This is a genomic window from Chryseobacterium sp. DT-167 (assembly GCF_058310155.1).
On record NZ_JBZEEQ010000002.1, the window covers coordinates 165,376 to 185,202 of the forward strand.

19 protein-coding genes and 1 pseudogene are annotated in these 19,827 nt (G+C 35.5%); 2 read left to right on the plus strand and 18 right to left on the minus strand.

What is annotated here, in order from left to right:
* Positions 1–2: 2 nt before the first annotated feature.
* The gene (locus tag AC4FQ5_RS03150) at positions 3–227 is read left to right on the plus strand and encodes a hypothetical protein (protein ID WP_491141050.1); all 225 of its coding nucleotides are present in this window, start codon (positions 3–5) and stop codon (positions 225–227) included.
* Positions 228–244: 17 nt separating this feature from the next.
* Complete coding sequence (locus AC4FQ5_RS03155; protein ID WP_491141051.1) at positions 245–652, plus strand: hypothetical protein; 408 nt, start codon at positions 245–247, stop codon at positions 650–652.
* Between the two features lie 72 nt (positions 653–724).
* Here AC4FQ5_RS03155 and AC4FQ5_RS03160 read toward each other — a convergent pair whose 3' ends face one another.
* From AC4FQ5_RS03160 to mraZ, 18 genes and pseudogenes are all read right to left on the minus strand, one after another.
* Positions 725–1,135: a BrxA/BrxB family bacilliredoxin gene (locus tag AC4FQ5_RS03160; RefSeq protein WP_491141052.1), complete on the minus strand. Its 411-nt coding sequence runs from the start codon at positions 1,133–1,135 to the stop codon at positions 725–727.
* A gap of 490 nt (positions 1,136–1,625) precedes the next feature.
* The gene (locus tag AC4FQ5_RS03165) at positions 1,626–2,072 is read right to left on the minus strand and encodes a GatB/YqeY domain-containing protein (RefSeq protein WP_491141053.1); all 447 of its coding nucleotides are present in this window, start codon (positions 2,070–2,072) and stop codon (positions 1,626–1,628) included.
* A 90-nt stretch (positions 2,073–2,162) separates the two neighbouring features.
* The gene (gene ftsZ / locus AC4FQ5_RS03170; protein WP_491141054.1) at positions 2,163–4,073 is read right to left on the minus strand and encodes a cell division protein FtsZ; all 1,911 of its coding nucleotides are present in this window, start codon (positions 4,071–4,073) and stop codon (positions 2,163–2,165) included.
* 85 nt (positions 4,074–4,158) lie between these two features.
* Positions 4,159–5,550, minus strand: coding sequence for a cell division protein FtsA (gene ftsA, locus AC4FQ5_RS03175; RefSeq protein ID WP_491141055.1), 1,392 nt, complete (start codon positions 5,548–5,550; stop codon positions 4,159–4,161).
* Between the two features lie 120 nt (positions 5,551–5,670).
* The gene (locus tag AC4FQ5_RS03180; protein WP_491141056.1) at positions 5,671–6,642 is read right to left on the minus strand and encodes a cell division protein FtsQ/DivIB; all 972 of its coding nucleotides are present in this window, start codon (positions 6,640–6,642) and stop codon (positions 5,671–5,673) included.
* A gap of 65 nt (positions 6,643–6,707) precedes the next feature.
* Positions 6,708–8,066, minus strand: coding sequence for a UDP-N-acetylmuramate--L-alanine ligase (murC, locus tag AC4FQ5_RS03185; protein ID WP_491141057.1), 1,359 nt, complete (start codon positions 8,064–8,066; stop codon positions 6,708–6,710).
* Between the two features lie 176 nt (positions 8,067–8,242).
* Positions 8,243–8,536 (minus strand): annotated as a pseudogene (locus tag AC4FQ5_RS03190) (GIY-YIG nuclease family protein).
* Between the two features lie 107 nt (positions 8,537–8,643).
* On the minus strand, positions 8,644–9,777 hold the full coding sequence (gene murG, locus AC4FQ5_RS03195) for an undecaprenyldiphospho-muramoylpentapeptide beta-N-acetylglucosaminyltransferase (RefSeq protein WP_491141058.1): 1,134 nt from the start codon (positions 9,775–9,777) through the stop codon (positions 8,644–8,646).
* Between the two features lie 10 nt (positions 9,778–9,787).
* The gene (locus tag AC4FQ5_RS03200) at positions 9,788–10,030 is read right to left on the minus strand and encodes a hypothetical protein (protein ID WP_491141059.1); all 243 of its coding nucleotides are present in this window, start codon (positions 10,028–10,030) and stop codon (positions 9,788–9,790) included.
* Between the two features lie 11 nt (positions 10,031–10,041).
* Positions 10,042–11,280, minus strand: coding sequence for an FtsW/RodA/SpoVE family cell cycle protein (locus AC4FQ5_RS03205; protein ID WP_491141060.1), 1,239 nt, complete (start codon positions 11,278–11,280; stop codon positions 10,042–10,044).
* A gap of 25 nt (positions 11,281–11,305) precedes the next feature.
* A complete protein-coding gene (gene murD, locus AC4FQ5_RS03210) occupies positions 11,306–12,640 on the minus strand; it encodes a UDP-N-acetylmuramoyl-L-alanine--D-glutamate ligase (RefSeq protein ID WP_491141061.1) in 1,335 nt (444 codons plus the stop codon).
* A 51-nt stretch (positions 12,641–12,691) separates the two neighbouring features.
* A complete protein-coding gene (gene mraY / locus AC4FQ5_RS03215) occupies positions 12,692–13,933 on the minus strand; it encodes a phospho-N-acetylmuramoyl-pentapeptide-transferase (RefSeq protein ID WP_491141062.1) in 1,242 nt (413 codons plus the stop codon).
* A 21-nt stretch (positions 13,934–13,954) separates the two neighbouring features.
* Positions 13,955–14,314, minus strand: a complete 360-nt coding sequence (locus AC4FQ5_RS03220; RefSeq protein ID WP_491141063.1) for a hypothetical protein — start codon at positions 14,312–14,314, stop codon at positions 13,955–13,957.
* A 6-nt stretch (positions 14,315–14,320) separates the two neighbouring features.
* Complete coding sequence (locus tag AC4FQ5_RS03225) at positions 14,321–15,781, minus strand: UDP-N-acetylmuramoyl-L-alanyl-D-glutamate--2,6-diaminopimelate ligase (protein WP_491141064.1); 1,461 nt, start codon at positions 15,779–15,781, stop codon at positions 14,321–14,323.
* 93 nt (positions 15,782–15,874) lie between these two features.
* Positions 15,875–17,866 (minus strand): penicillin-binding transpeptidase domain-containing protein, encoded by a 1,992-nt coding sequence (locus AC4FQ5_RS03230; RefSeq protein WP_491141065.1) that lies wholly within the window; start codon positions 17,864–17,866, stop codon positions 15,875–15,877.
* On the minus strand, positions 17,850–18,215 hold the full coding sequence (locus AC4FQ5_RS03235; protein ID WP_491141066.1) for an FtsL-like putative cell division protein: 366 nt from the start codon (positions 18,213–18,215) through the stop codon (positions 17,850–17,852). The genes AC4FQ5_RS03230 and AC4FQ5_RS03235 overlap by 17 nt, the downstream gene beginning before the upstream one ends.
* Positions 18,216–18,286: 71 nt before the next feature.
* Positions 18,287–19,180: a 16S rRNA (cytosine(1402)-N(4))-methyltransferase RsmH gene (rsmH, locus tag AC4FQ5_RS03240; protein ID WP_491141360.1), complete on the minus strand. Its 894-nt coding sequence runs from the start codon at positions 19,178–19,180 to the stop codon at positions 18,287–18,289.
* 18 nt (positions 19,181–19,198) lie between these two features.
* Complete coding sequence (mraZ, locus tag AC4FQ5_RS03245) at positions 19,199–19,657, minus strand: division/cell wall cluster transcriptional repressor MraZ (protein ID WP_491141067.1); 459 nt, start codon at positions 19,655–19,657, stop codon at positions 19,199–19,201.
* Positions 19,658–19,827 lie beyond the last annotated feature (170 nt).

The following is a 19,827-nucleotide window of genomic DNA, read 5'->3' on the forward strand; positions in this document are numbered from 1 at the left end:
AAATGAAAAAACTAATATTATTGGCAGTGATTGTATTAATGGCAGGAAGCCAACTCATAAAAAATGAAACTACAAATATAATAGTATCCATTATTGCTTCTTTATTCATATTAATTTCAACAATAAAATTGATTATTGATAAAAAAATTATTCTCACAACACCAAGGATATTGATATTGAGTTTTTTCATTTTATTAACATTAATATTATATTTCTATTATTTATAATCAATTTTAGAAAATTGATGCTAAGAAAAATCATTATTACTTTCATCATGCTACTCTATCTACCATTGAAATCTCAAACAACAATGTCCGGTTTAGATAAAGGTTTAGCAATCGGTAATATCTTGGTTCAAGGTTATATGGCTTTCAAAGGAAACGGAACAAAGCCTGTTGATCCTAACGCCAAAACAGTTGATAGTTTTTGTTTCAAAAACAAAATGGATGAGAAAATTACCATAAAGCTCAACGGGAAAATAGAAGATGAGGAAGTAAAAAAGGAATTCGTCATTCAAAAAGACGAGAAAGAGTGTACTTACAATTTACCGAAAGGTATTTATACTTATGAGGTTTTACTTTCCACTAAGGATGTATATCAAAAAGGTGAATATAAAGTTTCGGAAGAAGCTTTAATGACGATAAATCGTTAAAAAAATAAATCGTTAAAAAAATAAACCGTTGAAAAAATTTCAACGGTTATATTTTTTATTTGATGCCAAAAACTAGCAATATTCGTCATAAGCAGCCTGAAGGTTTGCAGCGATTGCTCCTGCAGGATTACCTTCAATGTGATGTCTTTCTAACATGTGAACCAATTCTCCGTCTTTGAAAAGTGCTACACATGGTGAGCTTGGAGGAAATGGAGCTAAATGCTTTCTTGCTGCGTCAACCGCGTCTTTATCAAAACCTGCGAAAACAGTCGTCAAATGATCTGGTTTTTTCTCTCCAGTCAAAGAATAAACAACTCCCGGTCTTGCTGCTCCTGCCGCACATCCGCAAACAGAGTTGATTACTAAAAGAGTGGTTCCGGGCTGCTTCAAAGCATCTTCTACTTGTGAAGGAGTTTCTAAATCCTGAAAACCTTTATCTGTAAGTTCAGCCTTCATTGGCATTACTAAATCTGATGGATACATTTCTTGTAATTTTTAATTGTATACAAATTTACAACATTTATAAATTTATCTCAATTAATAAAAACTATTGGTGAATTCGTGAAACAAAATTAAACCAAGCCATTATCTATTTATATAATACAAAAACCTTTATTTTATTGAACCAAATAATCCATAAACAATATTTTTTTATTAAATTTGAAATAATTCTAAAAACGACTTCCATGAAAAAAACTTTATTAATAAATTTTTAGGACATATCAGATTAAATATGATGTGAATTGCAGTTCCCCTTATCCTTTTAATAATTGCCCATGCGTAAGTTTTTTAGAATAATTTAAATGGTAATTTTAAAAGGTTTTTGATAAAAATGAAGCCCGAAACATAAAGTTTCCGGCTTCTTTAATCAAATCGATATGCAAAGGTTGAATATCCGTTGTAAAAATAATTGACGGTTCAGCTTCTCAGTTGATCATATCAAAGCTGTCAACTAATAACCTTCAACAATCAACTATGAAAGTAACTTCTTAGCCATCTCGGAAATACTTTTTCCGTCAGATTTTCCGGCTAAGTTTTTTGAAGCAACTCCCATTACTTTTCCTAAATCTTTGATAGATTCAGCACCTGTTTCGGAAATAATCTGCTTTATTTCAACTTCTAATTCTTCAGGAGATAATTGTGCAGGTAAAAACTTCTCAATGACTTTCATCTGAGCCTCTTCTACTTCTGCCAAATCATTTCTCCCTTGTGCAGTAAACTGCTCGTAAGAATCTTTACGCTGCTTAATCATTCTCTGCAAAATTGCAATTTCCTGTTCAGGTGAAACTTCAGCTCCACGAGCCTCAGTTTTCAGCAATAAAATTTGTGATTTTACAGCACGTAAAGAGTCTAAAGCAACTCTGTCTTTTGCTCTCATTGCTGTTTTTATAGCTTCGCTTATGGTAAGTTCTAAACTCATACTTTATGCTTTTGGCAATTGGCCGTTGGCTAATAGCTTTTTTTAATGGTTATCAAAGCCATTTGCTAAAAGCCAACAGCAAATCGCAATTTAATCTACGTCTTTATTTAAAAATCTGTTTTCTCTGATCTGCATATTCCCGTTGTTGTCAGACAAATAGGTATTTATATTTTGGTCTGAAGCATTGGAACCGTCAATTGAGATATTTTTTCTCTTGAACGCAGGTACAGATTCAAATTCATTCACATGATCAAAATTCTGATAACGGGAGTTGAATTCTTTCAGCTTGTTTCTTCTTTCGGTTGCTCTTTCCTGATCTGCAGGTTTGTTGACGAAGGTAAATTCAGATTCTGTATGTCTCGTAGTTTCTACTTCTATTCTTCTTTCAACAACAGGCTTTTCTTCTACTTTTGGCTGTTCAGGAGTTTGATAGAACGTTTCAACCTTGTGAGTTGTTTCTTCTATCTTCATCTCAATGACTGAAGAAGTTTCAACCTCATTTTTTGGCTGTTCGAAATCATACTTAGGCTCAACAATAGGTTCGTTAACAGTAAAATTAAATTCAACCGCTTTTTCGTCTGAATAATTATTGCTGAAAGAACTTCCTTTCGGCTCTTCTTTTTTATTTTCAAAATCGAAAGAAAAAGACTGAATTTCCAGATCATTCGGGTCATCTTCAAAAGAAAACAAATTGACATTTTCTTCCTGACCTACATCTTCGTTTCTCCAGCTCTGAATTGGGCTTTCTAATGTATCTTCCTCTCTATCAGAGAACTTTATTTCAGTTTTTACATCTTCATCCTCAATAATCATTTTTTTTTCAGTAGACGTCACTTTAAATTGTGGCGTTGCCTGATCTTCATCATCCAGTCTGAAAAGATTTTTTCCGCCAAAATCATATCCCTGTTCAGGAGTAACTTCTCTCTCGTCTCTTGTTTTAAAAGGCGAAGCTTTCGGAGTTTCCAAAGCATCATTTAAACCGATTCTGATTTTCTCAGTAGGTCCTGCAAACTTTTGGTTGTCATTAGAAAAACCGGTAGCAATCACCAAAACGCTTACTGCATCACCTAATTCTTCATCAGCTCCAACACCAAAAATAATGTCTGCTGTGTGACCCGCTTCTTTCTGGATATAATCCATGATGATTCCGATCTCATCCATTGTAGCCTCTTCTACGCCACTTCTGATCAATAACAATACATTTCTTGCACCTGTAATTTTGTTGTCGTTCAATAACGGAGAATCCAATGCTTTTCTTACCGCTTCTTCCGCCTTATTTTCACCTGAAGCCATTCCTGTAGACATCAAAGCTGTACCTGAATTCTGAAGTACAGATTTAGCATCTCTAAAGTCAATGTTTACATCAAAATAACCGGTAATAACTTCTGCCATTCCTTTTGCAGCATTGGTTAAAACTTCATCGGCTTTTGAAAATCCTTGTTTGAAACCTAAATTTCCAAACTGCTGTCTCAATTTATCGTTATTGATTACAATTAATGAATCAACATTATTTCTTAATTTTTCAAGACCCAATTCTGCCTGTTCCAATCTTCTTTTCCCTTCAAAACTGAAAGGAACGGTAACAATACCTACCGTAAGAATCCCCATATCTTTGGCAACCTTAGCAATAACGGGAGCTGCACCGGTTCCTGTTCCACCACCCATTCCTGCGGTAATAAAAACCATCTTGGTATTTTGCCCCATTGAAGCTTTGATGTCTTCGATACTTTCAATCGCTGCTTTTTCTCCAACTTCAGGATCTGCACCCGCTCCAAGTCCTTCAGTGATGGTAACTCCCAACTGAACTTTGTTTGAAACCGGATTATTATCTAAAGTCTGCGCATCGGTATTGCAAATCACGAAATCTACCCCGTGAATACCCTTTTCGTACATGTGCTTTAGCGCATTGTTTCCACCGCCACCAACACCGATTACTTTGATGATCGAGGAATTTCCCTTTGGTAAATCAAATGAAAATCCTTGTGTCCCTATATTTTCCATACGTATATTTTTTTATGTTTGATAAACGACTATGATAGTTGATGAGAAAAATCATTCATCGCTTATCATTCATCACTTCTATTAATTATTCTACTTCTTCAAAGAATTTTTTTACTTTTTCCATCAGAGACTGTCCGAAAGTCAGCCTTACTTTTCTCTGTTGCTGCTGAGCCGGAGTTTCATATTCCTGCTCAGACTGTTGAGAGATTTGAGTTTGAGACTGAGATTCAATATTAGAAACCGTTTGCTGCTCAGTTTGTTCAGCTTTCGTTTCAATCTCGATTTCAATTTCTTCTACAGCAACCGTTTTTTTATCTCTGATTTTCAAACTTTCCATCAGCAAACCGATAGACGTTGCAAATTCCGGTCCTTTAAGATATTGATTTTTATCGTTTGCAATATATTCATTTGCGAAACCAATTCTACTATCAAATCCTGTGGTATAATTTGCCAACTGACGGAGATGTTTCAGATTGGAGCCACCACCCGTCAAAACAATTCCTGCAATCAGTTTTTTCTTTTGCTCAAATGCTCCGTAAGCCTTTAATTCAGTGTTGACCATTTCCAAAATTTCCTCTACTCTTGCATTGATAATCTGTGCTAAAGTTTTTAATGAAATTTCTTTATCAGGTCTTCCGTGAAGTCCGGGAATCGTTACAAATGTGCTGTCTTTTTCCAACTCAGGAACTGCAGAACCAAACTTAACCTTTAATTGCTCGGCGTGCTTTTCTATAATTGAACAACCTTCTTTGATGTCTTCTGTGATAATTCCGCCTCCGTAAGGGATGACGCAAGTATGACGGATGATATTATCTTTAAAAATAGCAATATCCGTAGTTCCACCACCGATGTCTACAATTGCTACTCCTGCTTCTTTTTCTTCTTTCGTAAGAACAGCTTCAGAAGATGCTAAAGGCTCTAAAGTAAGTGCTTCCATCTCCAAACCTGCTTCTCTTACGCATCTTGCGATGTTTCTGATGCTTCCCATTTGCCCAACTACAACATGGAAATTAGCTTCCAGACGTTTTCCGTGCATCCCGACAGGCTCCTGAATTTCGCCTTCAGAATCAACCTTGTATTCCTGCGGAAGAACGTGGATAATTTCTTCGCCCGGTAACATCACCAGTTTTTTTACCTGATCTTTCAATGCTTCAATGTCATCATCCGTAATGAATCTGTCTGGATTCTCACGCATAATGTAATCCGAATGCTGCAGTGAACGAATGTGTTTGCCTGCAATTCCCACCGTGACCTTATGAATAGGTACACCTGCACTTGACTGTGCTTCTGCCACAGCTGCTTTGATGGAGTTGATGGTTTGTGAAATATTATTCACAATTCCTTTATGAACTCCAAGACTTTTGGCCTTACCAACACCGAGAATTTCTATTTTCCCGTGTGCATTCCTCCTTCCGACAATGGCGACAATCTTGGTTGTCCCGATGTCAAGACCTACTGAATACTCTTGATTTTCCATTGTGTATATCGATTTGATTTAATTACTTATTTAATTTAATAGGCTTGCCTATTCTTCTTTTTTGATTTGGTAGGATTTTATCCTATCCTTTTTTAAGTCGTCCCTTCGGGACTCTTTTTTCTATTCAATTTTAACCTTTGCTTTCGTCTTGGGCTTTGCTGTCGGTTTCTTTTCGGGAGTTTTCTTTTTCTCCTTTGGTTTGACGACTGCTTTTGGCTTACTCGATTCTTTTGGTTTTAAAGAAGTTGAACTCGCCTTTTTCACCGTTGGTTTCAGATTGACTTCTGCTTTTTTAACAGGAGCTGTTGCAACCGGAGTTTTAGCCAAATCTTTATGCCCTGCTTTTAAAACACTGTCGTTTTCTTTAAAATAAGGATTCAAAGTCGTTACAATTTGATTCTGATATTTTACCGAAACCATACTGTACTTCTCCGGGTCTTGAAACACAAGATATTTCTCAACAAAGGTTTTAAAGCCTTTTACTTTTAACTCAATATTATCTAAATCTCCAATCTCAACTTTATAATTGCCTTCGCTTGTAAGGAGATTGTAGCTGTCTTTATATTTTGAAATTCCGATAAAATATTTTTTACTGAAATCATCTTTGTCAATTTTATCAACCAGCTCAGCCAGCTTTTGGTATTCGTCTTTTTTCACATCTCCTGTCACCAACATACATGGATGAGAATAGGTTTTGGAGATCGGAAATTCTGTCCCTTTTTCATCTACATAAAAATCGTTTCCATTATAATTTAATCTGAAAACCGGAACACGTTGTTTGATGTCTAAATTTAATTTTCCATTTAAATTTAAATACACATTGGCACTGTCAACAGCTGGAAGTGCATTGATTTTCTTCTCCAGTTCCGGAATATTCAAATCGCCTACTTTTCCTGACGGATTTTCTTTAATGACGATTTGTTTGATATCTTTTTCGTCAATAAAGTACACCGGAGTTTTCTCATTCATTTTTACAGAAATTTTCTCATCCGTAATCTTCTGACCACTGAATTTCTTCAAAGAGAAACTCAGCAGGAATCCAAGAATAATTACTGTGATGGCAATTTTTAAAATTCTGTATTTGTTTTTCATTGTTTTAAGATGACAGATTTTAGACGTCAGATTTCAGACATTTAAAACTGTTTTAAAATTTATTTTTAATTATTTCCTAACCACTCACAAATCGGATCATACAACGTATCAATATTTCCTGCACCGACTGTTAGCAAAATATCAAATTCTTTTTCTTTAATTTTATTAAAAGCTTCAGACAAACCCGAAATTTCCTTTTTATCTAAACTCACTTTTTCTAAAAGCCAATCTGAAGTGATGCCTTCAAAATTCTCCTGAAGCTCTCTCGCCGGATAAATATCTAGCAAAATCAACTCTTCAGAATTGCTTAAACTTTCAGCAAATCCATCCGCAAAATCTCTCGTTCTGCTGAAGAGATGCGGCTGAAAAACAACTAAAAGCTTTTTATCCGGATAAAATGTTTTGATCGAACCAACTACTGCATTGATTTCTGTAGGATGATGTGCATAATCATCAATATAAATTTTACCACTTGGATAAATATGTTTTGTATATCTCCTTTTTATGCCTTTAAAATTGGCAATGGCTTTCTTTAACGTTTCAAAATCGACTCCCAGATTATGCAGAATTGCCAAAGCAACCGTCGCATTTTCCACATTGTGAATTCCGGGAATATCCCAGACAAAATCTTTTACCGTTTCTGTCGGAGTATGAAAATCAAAATAGATTTTATCATAATCCATACGAAGATTGTCTGAGTAATAATCAGCTTCTTCGTTGACAGCATAGGTTTTGTGGGCTCTTCCGATTTCAATTCCTTTTCTTACAAAAAGCTGTTTGCCTTCAGGAACTAATGCCGCAAACTGTCTGAAACCTTCTTCAATGGTATTTTTATCTCCATAAATATCCAAATGATCAGCATCTGTAGACGTAATCACCGCCCAATCCGGAGAAAGGTTGAGGAAACTTCTGTCATATTCATCGGCTTCTACCACAGAATACTGAGTTCCGTTGTACAGGAAATTTGATTTGAAATTCTCAGAAATTCCCCCTAAAAAACATGAAAAAGGCAAATCTGCTTCTTTGCATAAGTGCGAAACTAAAGTAGATGTCGTTGTCTTTCCATGAGTTCCTGCAACAGCGATACAATCTGTGTTTTCGGTAATTAAACCTAAAACTTTTGCACGTTTTAAAACTTCAAAATGATTTTCATTAAAATAATCCAAAATTCCAAGCTTTTTGATTGCCGGAGTGTAGATCACCAATGTATTTTCTTTCTGAAGTGACGTAATTTTTTCATCAATCACATCTTCAAAAACAATATCAATTCCCTCGCTCATCAGCAATTGAGTCAGTTTTGTGTTGGTTTTATCATAGCCCAAAACATTCTTGCCCGAAGCATGGAAGTAACGAGCCAAAGCACTCATCCCGATACCTCCGATTCCAACGAAGTAAAAATTTTGATATTTTTCTAAATTGTTCATTATAATTATCCTATTTGCTTATAAAGCAATCATATTTAATATTATGTAAAACACTATTTGAGTATCATTACATACAATCGTTTTTGTTTCAATAACCCTTCGACAAGCTCAGGGTGACAGCTCTAATACTAACTGCTTTTAATTTATAGTGTCAGGCTGAGCTTGTCGAAGCCTTTTTATTTTTTCATTCTATTTTTTGATAACTCAGGGAGCAATTCCCAATTATCATTTATTATTGCTTCTTTCTTTTTTCTGCTCTAGCCTTTAACTTGTTTTTCAAAATCTATGGCTTGGTTTATATCATTAAATTCATAATAAAAAACCAATTCTACAGGTCTTCTTTTATAAGTATAGCTATCAGGTTTTAAACCATCATTATGTTCATTTATCCTGCGTTCCAAATCATTTGTAACTCCCGTATAGTAGGAGTTATCAGAACATTTCACAATATAAACATAGTAACGCTTCATATTTTATATCGTTTTCAGTAGCACTTCGACAAGTTCAGTGTGACATCTCTAATACTAACTGCTTTTATTCTTCGCTGTCATGCTGAGCCTGTGGAAACCATTTTCATTTACACTATTATTTTAAATATCTCATCTACAATCTCCGTCGCCGCATTGGGTTTGGCAAAATACTTTAGATTGTCTGACATTTCTTTTCTTACACTTTCGTTTTCGCAGATTTCTGATAATGTATTCCAGAATTTTTCCTGCATTTCAGAGTCTTTTACCATTCTGGCTGCATTTTTCTCAACCAAAGTCATCGCATTTTTGGTTTGATGATCTTCCGCCGCAAACGGAAACGGAACCAACAAAACCGGCTTCTGAGCCACAGCCAACTCTGAAATGGCAATCGCACCCGCTCTTGAAACAATGACATCAGCTGCTGAATATGCAGTTTCCATGTCTTTGATGAATTCCTTTATTTGTATTTGGTTGTTGGTTGTTGGTTGTTGGTTGTCGTAACTTCCATCAACTGAAAACTGACAACTATCAACTATCTCTTTATAATCCAGTTTTCCGGTTTGCCAGATTAACTGGTAGCCTCTTTCTTTTAATTGATCTAAATTGTCTTTCCAGCCGTTGTTTAATGTTCTTGAACCTAAAGAACCGCCAACTGAAAGAATGGTAAGTTTATTTTTATCTAAACCCATTTTTTCCTTTGCCACAGAAGTTTCCTGCATTCCTGAAACGATATTTTCACGAATCGGGTTTCCCAGAAACTTTATTTTTTCAGCCGGAAAACCTTCTACTTTAGGATAGGATGTAAAAACGGCTTTTGCTTTTTTACTTAATATTTTATTCGTCACTCCTGCATGAGCATTCTGTTCCTGAATAAAAATCGGAATTCCCATTTTACTTGCTTCGTACAAAGCAGGTCCGCTTGCGAAACCGCCTGTTCCGACCGCAAAATCGGGAGCGAAATTTTTAATGATTCTTTTTGATTTAGATAAGCTTTTCAAAATTTTGAAAAGCAACCCTAAATTGGAAAACATATTTCCTCTGTCGATTCCTGCAATATCAATTCCTTCGATTTGATAACCTGCCTGCGGAACTTTTTCCATTTCCATTTTTCCGTTGGCTCCGATGAACAAAAATTCCGCATCAGGAAATCTCTTCCTGATCTCGTCTGCAATAGCAATCGCAGGAAAGATGTGACCACCCGTTCCTCCTCCTGATAATAATACTTTCAATTTTTTGTTCATTGTATCAATTTTAAGCTGTAGGTTGGTTTTCGATCAAATCAATAAATTCTACCTCGACCAAAATTTCATTTTTACCATCAACTTCTTTTTCCGATATCTTTTTCACGGTATACATTGCATCGTTGAGCTCGATAACTTCACCTGCTTCCAATCTGAAAGTTTCAAGAAAATTGGCAATGTTCTCAATTGTGTCAATAACCACTGAGTTTTCTAAGTTTTTGCTATCGGTAAATGTAATTTGTCTTATTTCCATTGTATTTTGTTTTAAGCAATATCATTTATTTCGACGATACTTTGTTTTTTGCCCATTCCTTCTTCATCATATATCTGGATTCTTGAGCTTATATTCAAAATAATTCCTAATTGTAAATAGGTGACTAACATTGATGTTCCACCATAACTTATCAATGGCAATGGCTGTCCTGTAACCGGAATCAGATTGACTGCCACTGCAATATTGACCGCCAATTGTATAAAAATCATCACCCCGAGACTGAGCACAAGCAAAGAGCCGAAAAACGCGGGCATTTTGCTGGCTATCATTACAATTCTGATAATCATAATGAGATACATACTGATCAGAAATGTTGCGCCGATCACACCATATTCTTCTACAATTACTGCAAAAATAAAATCAGATGCCGACTGCGGAAGCATCTGCTTTAAAGCACTTTTTCCTGGTCCCATTCCGGTAATTCCCCCATGAACAATGGCGGCTTTTGCCTGCATTACCTGATAGTTTTTTGCCTTTACGCTTTCATCATCTACATCTGCAGTTTTTGCTTTGCTTGATGTAAATGTTTCGATACGGCTCATCCATGTATGAACACGGTTTCCGCCAATCAGATTGGTGTTTAAAGCAATAATTAAAAACAAAACAATCGCTACCAATGACGAGGAAATGAATCCTGCAATGTATTTCCAGTGAAGTTGTCCGATAATTAAAACCACAACAGAAACCATTAAAATCATCAACGCTGTAGAGCCATTATCCTTTGCCACCAATACAAAAACCAGTAAAATAGGTCCGAAAATGTACATGATGTTCTCAATCGGAAGCCTTTCTCTTGTAATTTTCTTGGTCAAATATCTGCACAGATAAATAATCAACATCAAAAAAGCAAAAGATGAAGGTTGAAATGAAATCGGTGTCCCCGGAATTTTCAACCATCGGGAAGCACTCGCTCCGTCGATAGTCTGTCCCGTAAACATAGTGACAACCAATAAGATAATCATTAAACCGAGCAAAATACTGCTGAGTTTTCCGATGTATTCATATTTTACCGTTCCTACCAATCTCATGATTCCCAAACCTAAGACTACAAAGAACATATGCTTGATAACATGACCAGTTGTAGTCCCATTATTAACAATATATTCAAGATTTGAACTTGCAGAATATACCGGGAAAATAGAGAAAATGGAGATCACAAGGATGACCATCCAAAGCACTTTATCGCCCTTTAGAAATTCAAATCTGCTTTCTGTGTCTTGTTCGTTCATATCTTTTGCTTTTAGCTTCTGGCTATTAGCTATTTACTTTTAAAACCTGTTCTTTAAACTGACGACCTCTGTCTTCATAACTTTTGAATAAATCAAAGCTTGCACAACATGGAGAAAGCAAAACCGTATCTCCTTTTTTTGCCAGAGATTTTGAAATCTCTACCGCTTTTGCCATGCTCGAAGTATCGTAAATAAATTCTTTTTTCTTTTTAAAAAAATCTATAATTTTTTGATTGTCAAGACCTAAACAAACAATTGCTTTTACTTTTCTTTTAACCAAATCTTCAATTTCCGAGTAGTCATTCCCTTTATCCTGTCCGCCAACAATCCAAACAGTCGGCGTTTTCATACTTTCCAAAGCGTAATACGTTGCATTGACGTTGGTTGCCTTGCTGTCGTTGATGAATTTTACTCCGTCAATTTCAGATACAAACTCCAATCTATGTTCAACTGCCTGAAACGTCATTAATGAATTTCTGATACTTTCATTATTGATTTCCAATATCTTACCTGCAATTGATGCCGCTAAACTGTTGGCAACATTATGATTTCCCATCAAAGACAATTCTTCCAATTTCATTGAAAATTTATCTTTCAGTTTTACAATTAATTGCTCATCATCAATAAAACCTCCTTCACTCAGTTTTTCTTTGGTAGAAAAAGGAATCATTTTCGCTTTTATTTCAAATTTTTCGAGAATATTCTTGCTCATTTCGTCATCTTTATTGTAGATAAAGAAATTATCATTCTCCTGATTTTCAGCTATTCTGAATTTTGCCAAAGCATATTCTTCATAGTTGTAATTGTACTGATCCAAATGATCTTTCGACAGATTCAGCAACAAAGAAATATACGGTCTGAAATTCTGAATATCATCCAACTGGAAAGAGCTTACCTCCAAAACATAATATTCATGATTCTCGTCGGCAACCTGCTTTGCAAAGCTGTACCCAATGTTTCCGCCTAAACCTACATTCATTCCGTCATTTTTCAGGATGTAGTAAATTAGAGACGTTGTCGTTGTCTTTCCGTTGCTTCCGGTGATGGCAATAATCTTGGCATTGGTAAATTCTGAAGCAAACTCTATTTCTGAAGAAATTCTGATTCCTTTCATGTGAATTTTGTGAATCATATCTGCCTTTTTCGGAATTCCTGGGCTTTTTACGATCCAGTCTGCGCTCAAGATTCTTGCTTCATCGTGGTTTCCTTCTTCAAATTCAATTTCATTTTCTGTCAGAAACTGCTTGTAGTTATCTTTAATGGCTCCTTTATCTGAAAGAAATACTTCCAAACCTTTCTTTTTAGCCAAATAAGCAGCACCACAACCACTTTCTCCACCTCCTAAAACAACTATTTTCATACAAATTTGCTTTACGCATTAGGCTTTAAAATTTAAAGCTTACTGCTAATTTTATCTCATTTTCAATGTAATAAGACATACAATTGCTAACATTACACCGATGATGATCATTCTGTTGACGATTTTGCTTTCGTGAAAACCATCTTTCTGATAATGATGATGTAATGGGGACATTTTAAACAATCTATTATTCTGGGCATATTCTAACCCGAATTTTCTTTTTCTGTATTTAAAAACAACTACCTGCAGCATTACCGAAACATTTTCAATTAAGAAAATTCCGCATAGCACAGGAATCATTAATTCTTTTCTTAAAATAACTGCCAAAACAGCTATTACACCACCCAACATCAAACTTCCGGTATCTCCCATGAAAACCTGAGCAGGATAAGTATTGTACCAGAAAAATCCGATAACGGCTCCTACCATGGCGACGACAAAAATCGTGGTTTCGCCCATATTTGGGAGGAACATGATGTTGAGATAATCTGCAAAGATGATGTTCCCGGAAACGTAAGTAAAAAATGCCAAAGTCAGCAAAATAACTGTACTTGTTCCGGCTGCAAGACCATCAATTCCGTCTGTGATATTGGCTCCGTTTGAAACCGCTGTCACGATAAAAATCACAATAGGAATGAAAACAATCCAAGCCCATTCGTGGGCATCTTCATCATTCATCCAAAACAGAATTCCACTGTAATCAAATTCATTATTTTTAGCAAAAGGAACGGTAGAAACGGTGATTTTCTCGGCAGGCATGAAGTTTTGCTCGACGTTGTTTCTGTTGACCACTTTGGTATCTGCATATTTTCGTTTAACTGTAATATCGGGATGGAAATACATTGTCACTCCGACAATTAACCCTAAACCGACCTGTCCTACAATTTTGAATTTTCCGCTTAATCCGTCTTTATTTTTTTTAATTTTCTTTAAATAATCGTCTAAAAAACCAATTGCTCCCATCCAAACTACGGTCACAATCAGAAGAACAATATAAATGTTGGTAATTCTTGTAAACAACAAAACCGGAATCAAAGTCGCAATAATGATGATGAAACCTCCCATTGTAGGAGTTCCTTCTTTTTGTTTTTGTCCGTCTAAACCAAGATCACGAACCAGCTCACCCATCTGCTTCCCTCTCAGGTAATTGATGATGCTTTTTCCGTAAATAAGTGCTATAGTCAAAGACAACAAAACTGCCATCCCCGCACGGAAAGAGATGTATCTCAACATTCCCATTCCAGGAATGTGAATGCCTTGGCTCGTTAGATATTCGTATAAGTAGTATAACATTTTAGCTCTTATTTTGGTTGATTACATATCGTACACTTTGATAAATATATCTTTTCTATTTTTACAAATGCTATCTACATTAATTATAGATTGCCTGATTTTAAAAAGAGTATAGGTGCTATCACTGTAACATTTTAAAACTTCATTTTTATAAGCGTTATCTTTAGTGCTTATATACTTTTCGCACAAGCACATTGCAACATCTGCTTTAGCATTATTTAAATAATAAAAATCCGGTTCGCTAAAGATTTTTGAATAATATACTCCCTCACAATCCAAAATCTTAATCTTTTTCTCAAAATTATTCGTAAAAATGTAAAGCATTAATAATCCTAAGCCTAGAATCAAAAAAATAGCTAAAGTTATTTTTAATACTTTCATTTTATTCTATTTACTCATCAACTTCCATAACTCATTGATCACTTCCTTATCATCAAAATGATATTTCACACCATTGATTTCCTGATAATTTTCGTGCCCTTTTCCGGCTACGAGAACAATATCTTTCGGCTCTGAGAATTTAATAGCCATTTTGATAGCTTCTCTCCTGTCCGGAATTGAAGTGTATTTGCTGAAGTTTTGAGGTTCAACGCCTGCTTCAATTTCTTTTATAATCTGGTTCGGATCTTCCGTTCTTGGGTTGTCTGAAGTGATGATTGCCAAAGTCGATTTCTTTGAAGCAATATTTCCCATTGCAGGTCTTTTGGAATGATCTCTGTCGCCACCACAACCGAAAACAGTGATCAGTCTTTCATTTTTTGTTCTGATGTCGTTGATGCTGTCCAACACATTTTCCAATGCATCCGGAGTGTGGGCGTAATCTACGATGAAGAAAATTCCGCCATCGGATTTAAACGTTTCAAATCTTCCGGAAACTCTTTTTAAAATACTGATTGCCTGAAGGATTTCATCTTGTTCAAAACCTAATTCAGAAGCAATTCCGAAAACTAAAAGCAAATTATAGACATTGAATTTTCCTGTTAGAGTCGTCCAAAATTCTTTTCCGTTGAAATTTAACAGCATTCCGTTGAAATCAACTTCCAACGTTCTTCCGTGATAATCTGCCATTGTCTTCAAAGCATAAGACCTTTTTGCAGCCTTTGTATTCTGAAGCATCACGTTTCCGTTTTTATCATCAACATTGGTGATGGCGATTGCGTTTTCATTTAATTCATCAAAAAATCTTTTCTTGATTTTCAAATATTCATCAAACGTTTTATGATAATCTAAATGATCATGAGTAAGATTGGTAAATCCTGCGATTTTGAAAGTCAGCCCTTCAATTCTGTTTTGGGCAATTCCGTGAGAGCTTACTTCCATAAAGGCAAATTCACAACCTTCCTCAACAGCCTGAGCTAAAATTTTATTAATGGTAACTACATCCGGAGTGGTGTGTGTTGCCGGAATAATTTTTTCTCCAATTCTTATTTCTACTGTCGACAATAAAGCTGAATCATAGCCTAAATTTTTAAATACATCAAACAGCAAAGTGGAAACAGAAGTTTTTCCGTTGGTTCCGGTAACGCCGATCAATTTTAATTTTTCAGAAGGGTTTCCAAAAAAGTTGGAAGCTAAGTGTCCTAAAGTTTTAGAAGAATCTTTCACTTTAACATAAGTAATAGTTTCGTCCAAATTTTCAGGAAACTCTTCGCAAACGACAGTTTTTGCACCTTTTTCAATAGAAGCTGCAATAAATGAATGTCCATCTACAACCGTTCCTCTCAATGCAATGTATAGAGAGTTTTCAGAAACCTTTCTGCTGTCAAAAACCAACTCAGAAACCTCGCGGTTGTTTTCACCGTGAATTTCTAATACTGGAATTCTGTTTAATAATTCAATTAATTGCATTTTTTGATGCGGTTTATTTTAATTTGAATATGTTTATTTTATTAATAGGATTACCTCCTATCCTTTATTAAATCGTTCCTTCGGAACTCTTCTTTAATTCTGCAGAGTCAAATAAATTCTCTGATTTTTACTGATTGTTGTACCTTCACGAGGAAACTGCTCTTTTATTCTCCCAACTCCTTTAAAGTCTACACGATATCCTAAATTTTCTAATTGTGGGATTGCATTTTTACCAATCAATCCTACCACACTTGGCATTTGTTTATTATTGACTGCTACTTTCACATTAGGCTCAACCATTTTATTAAGATTCACCTTTCTGTCGACAAGCATTTCTTTTTCAACATTCTGAGGGGTTTTCAGGAAAGTTTTTCCGGCGATTTCTTTGAAAACCGGTGCGGAAACCGTTCCTCCATAAAATCCTTTTGAAACATTTGGCTCACTGATCATTACATAACACGTATATTTCGGATTATCTGCAGGATAAAATCCTGCAAATGAGGCTCTGTACTTCATCGGACCAGGCAACCAGTATTCAAATCTTGCGGTCCCTGTTTTCCCTGCCATTTTCAGGTTCGGTGTAAAAATACTTCTTCCCGTTCCTTTTTCAACCGCTTTCGTCAAAGCACTCGTCATCATCTGAATCGCTTTATCTGAAGCCATTTTTTTAACCATTACTTCTTCTTTGGCCTCAAAAATAGTTTTTCCGTCTTTCATTATTTTATCAATGAAAATCGGTTTCAGCATTTTTCCTTTATTGGCAACACCGTTATAGAATGTTGCTAATTGTAACAGATTGATATTCGTTGCATATCCATAACCTATTGAGGCTAATGTTGCTGCATTCCATGATTTGCTTTTTGGAGTTAAAATTCTCGGTTTTGTAATTCCGGGAAGTTCAATATCCATTTTATCGAATAATTTCCATCTTCTTAAGTGGTCAAGAAAAATTTCCGGTTTGTCTGCGTAATATTTTGTAATTAGTTTCGCAGTTCCTACGTTACTCGATTTTGCCAAAACATCACTGATGTCATAAGTTCCGCCACCGTGTCCATCAGAAATCCTTTGTTTTGCGTAAACCCAGACTCCGTTTCCTACGTTTACCGTTGTGTTTTCATCGATAAACCCGTCGTCCATTGCCGCCAAAAGAGAAATCGTTTTGAAAGTAGATCCCGGCTCAATATTATCTTTTAAACCATAGTTGTAAGCATCTTCGTAAACTCCAGGCTCGGTTTGTCTCAGGTTGACCATTGCACGAACTTTTCCGGTTGCAACTTCCATCACGATTACCGTTCCATGTTTTGCTTCAAAATTGATCAGTTGCTTTTCTAAAGCTGAATGGGCAATGTCCTGAATCCTAAGATCTAAAGTAGTGTAAACATCCTGTCCGTCAGTTGGTTCTTTAACTTTCCAGAAATCAATCGGTTTCCATTGTGAAGAGTTGACTCTTTGCTCAAGTCGCTGACCGTCTGTTCCTGTTAAAAATTTTGAGAAAGCACCTTCAAGACCTGCTTTTGCGACTCCATTATCAATTCCTATTGTTCCGGCTCCGATTTCTGAAGTTGCCAGTTCTCTTTTGTAATTTCGGTCGATGATGAAACCGCCTTTATTTTTACCTCTTCTGAAAATCGGGAACTTTCTGATCCTGTCATACTGATCGAAATCTAATCCTCTTACCAAAGAATAATATTGGTTTTTCTTTTTCCTCTGCTCATCAAATTTCTTTCTGAATTCAGCTCTCGGTTTCCCGAACATTTTACTTAAAGAATCTGTGAGCGGACCAATATTGTTAGTATAAACCGTATCTTTTATCGTTTTAAAATCAAGAAAGACATCGTAACGCATTACGGTTGTTGCCAAAATAGATCCATCAGAAGCATAAAGATTTCCGCGGGCAGCTTTTAGAGTTGCTGTACGGTAATTATTATTGATATAATCATCCTTAATCTCCTGAACATTGGTATTCTGAAGAATGACAATTCTTGCAATGAAAAGCACAAAAACACACAAAGCTCCCACTGCAAAGAGGTAGCCCCATCGTAACGTTTTTTTACGTTTGTTGTCGTATTCATTTTGCTTTTGCATCTGTACTGTCTAATTTTATTAAGAGTTTATGAGGGTGACTTTCTAAGGTCATTAGTGAGTCTGCTGCCACTTGTTTCCCCAATTCAGATTCCATTTTTACTTTGATCAGCTTACTTTGTGCGTAAGCATTTCTTGATTTATATTCTTCTGTTTCTTCTTTTAAAGCGTTTACAATTTTTATTTTTTTGTTTACCAAATGGTTAGAGTAGATCATTGCCATCATCAGAACAAATATTAATAAGAAAAATTTATAATGCATTTTCAACTCATCACGATTCAGAAAATTTCCTTTTATAATATCTATAAAAGTGAGTCTTTTTTGAGGACGATATGTTGTTTTTTTTGCCACTTTATTTATTAATAATATGTACTTGGTAATGTGTAATATTCATAAATTGCTTATTACCCATTGTTTATTATTTATAATTTTATTCCTGTTCTCATTTTAGCACTTCTGGCTCTTGAGTTTTCTTCAATTTCTTTATTATCAGGAATGATTGCTTTGCTTTTTAACAATTCAAAAGCTTTTGCATAATTTCCGTAAATATCACGTTGCGGCTCTCCTTCAAACATTCCGTTTTTCAGGAATCTTTTTACTAAACGGTCTTCTAATGAATGATATGAAATCACGACCAATCTCCCTCCCGGTTTCAAAATATTGTAAGCCTGAACCAACATTTCCTTTAAAACCTCAAGCTCCTGATTCACTTCAATTCTTATTGCCTGAAAAAGCTGTGCATAAAATTTATTCACCTTGTGCGGCGGAAGGAAACTGAATAATTTTTTCAGGTCTTCCGTTGTATTGATGCTTTTTATTTTTCTGTGATGAACGATATCTCTTGCCAGTTTTCTCGCTTCCCTCAATTCGCCGTAGTAATAAAAAATATCAGCTAAAGCTTCTTCTTCATATTCGTTGATCACTTTTTTGGCATCAAGACTTTGCATCACATTCATTCTCATATCGAGTGGTGCATTGTTTCTCGTTGAAAACCCTCTTTCAGCTTCATCAAACTGATGAGACGAAACACCAAGATCAGCCAGAACACCATCAACTTTAGAAACTCCGTACATCAGAAGAGAGTTTTCTAAAAACCTGAAATTCTGATTAATCAATGTAAATTTCGGATCATTCAATGTATTTTTAAGCGCATCCAAATCCTGGTCAAATGCGTATAATTTTCCATTGTCAGAAAGTCTTTCCAAAATTTCCTGCGAATGACCTCCACCTCCAAATGTGCAGTCCACATATATTCCGTCCGGATTCGTCACCAAATCATCCACACTTTGCTTCAATAAAACGGGGTTGTGATATATGCTCATTTGTGTACTTATTTATTCTTCACCAAAAGCGCCCATTACATCTTCTGCCAGACTTGCAAAATCTTCTTCATTGGTTGCAATTACCTTTTCATAGGCATCTTTATCCCAAATTTCGAAAAGCTCACCCGCACTTGTTATTACAATATCTTTCGTAAGATCAGCAAAATGCGTAAGATCTTTTGAAATCTGCAATCTTCCGGCGCTGTCTAACTCCACAGTTTTCACACCTGCAGTAAACATTCTGATGAAATCAGCATTCTTTTTAACGAATCTGTTTAGTTTATTTATTTTTTCCATAAGCTTATCCCACGCTTTCATAGGATAAACTTCGAGACACGGTTGAAACACAGAGCGCTTTACCACAAAGGTTTTGTCCTCAAAGTCTTCCATCTGCCTGATTAGCGATGAAGGCACCTTGAGACGACCCTTGTCGTCTATTTTACACTCATATGTTCCAATGAAATTTCTCATTTGGGACAAAATTATACAAAAAATTCTAAAACCTCCCACTTTTTCCCACTTTTTGACTTAATGTTAATAAGTTTTACCCAGTCACTCATAAACACAGTTTAAATATTTGATATAAAAACAGTTACAAACCTTGTTATTCAGTGAATAATAAAAAGATTTTTGAAAAAACC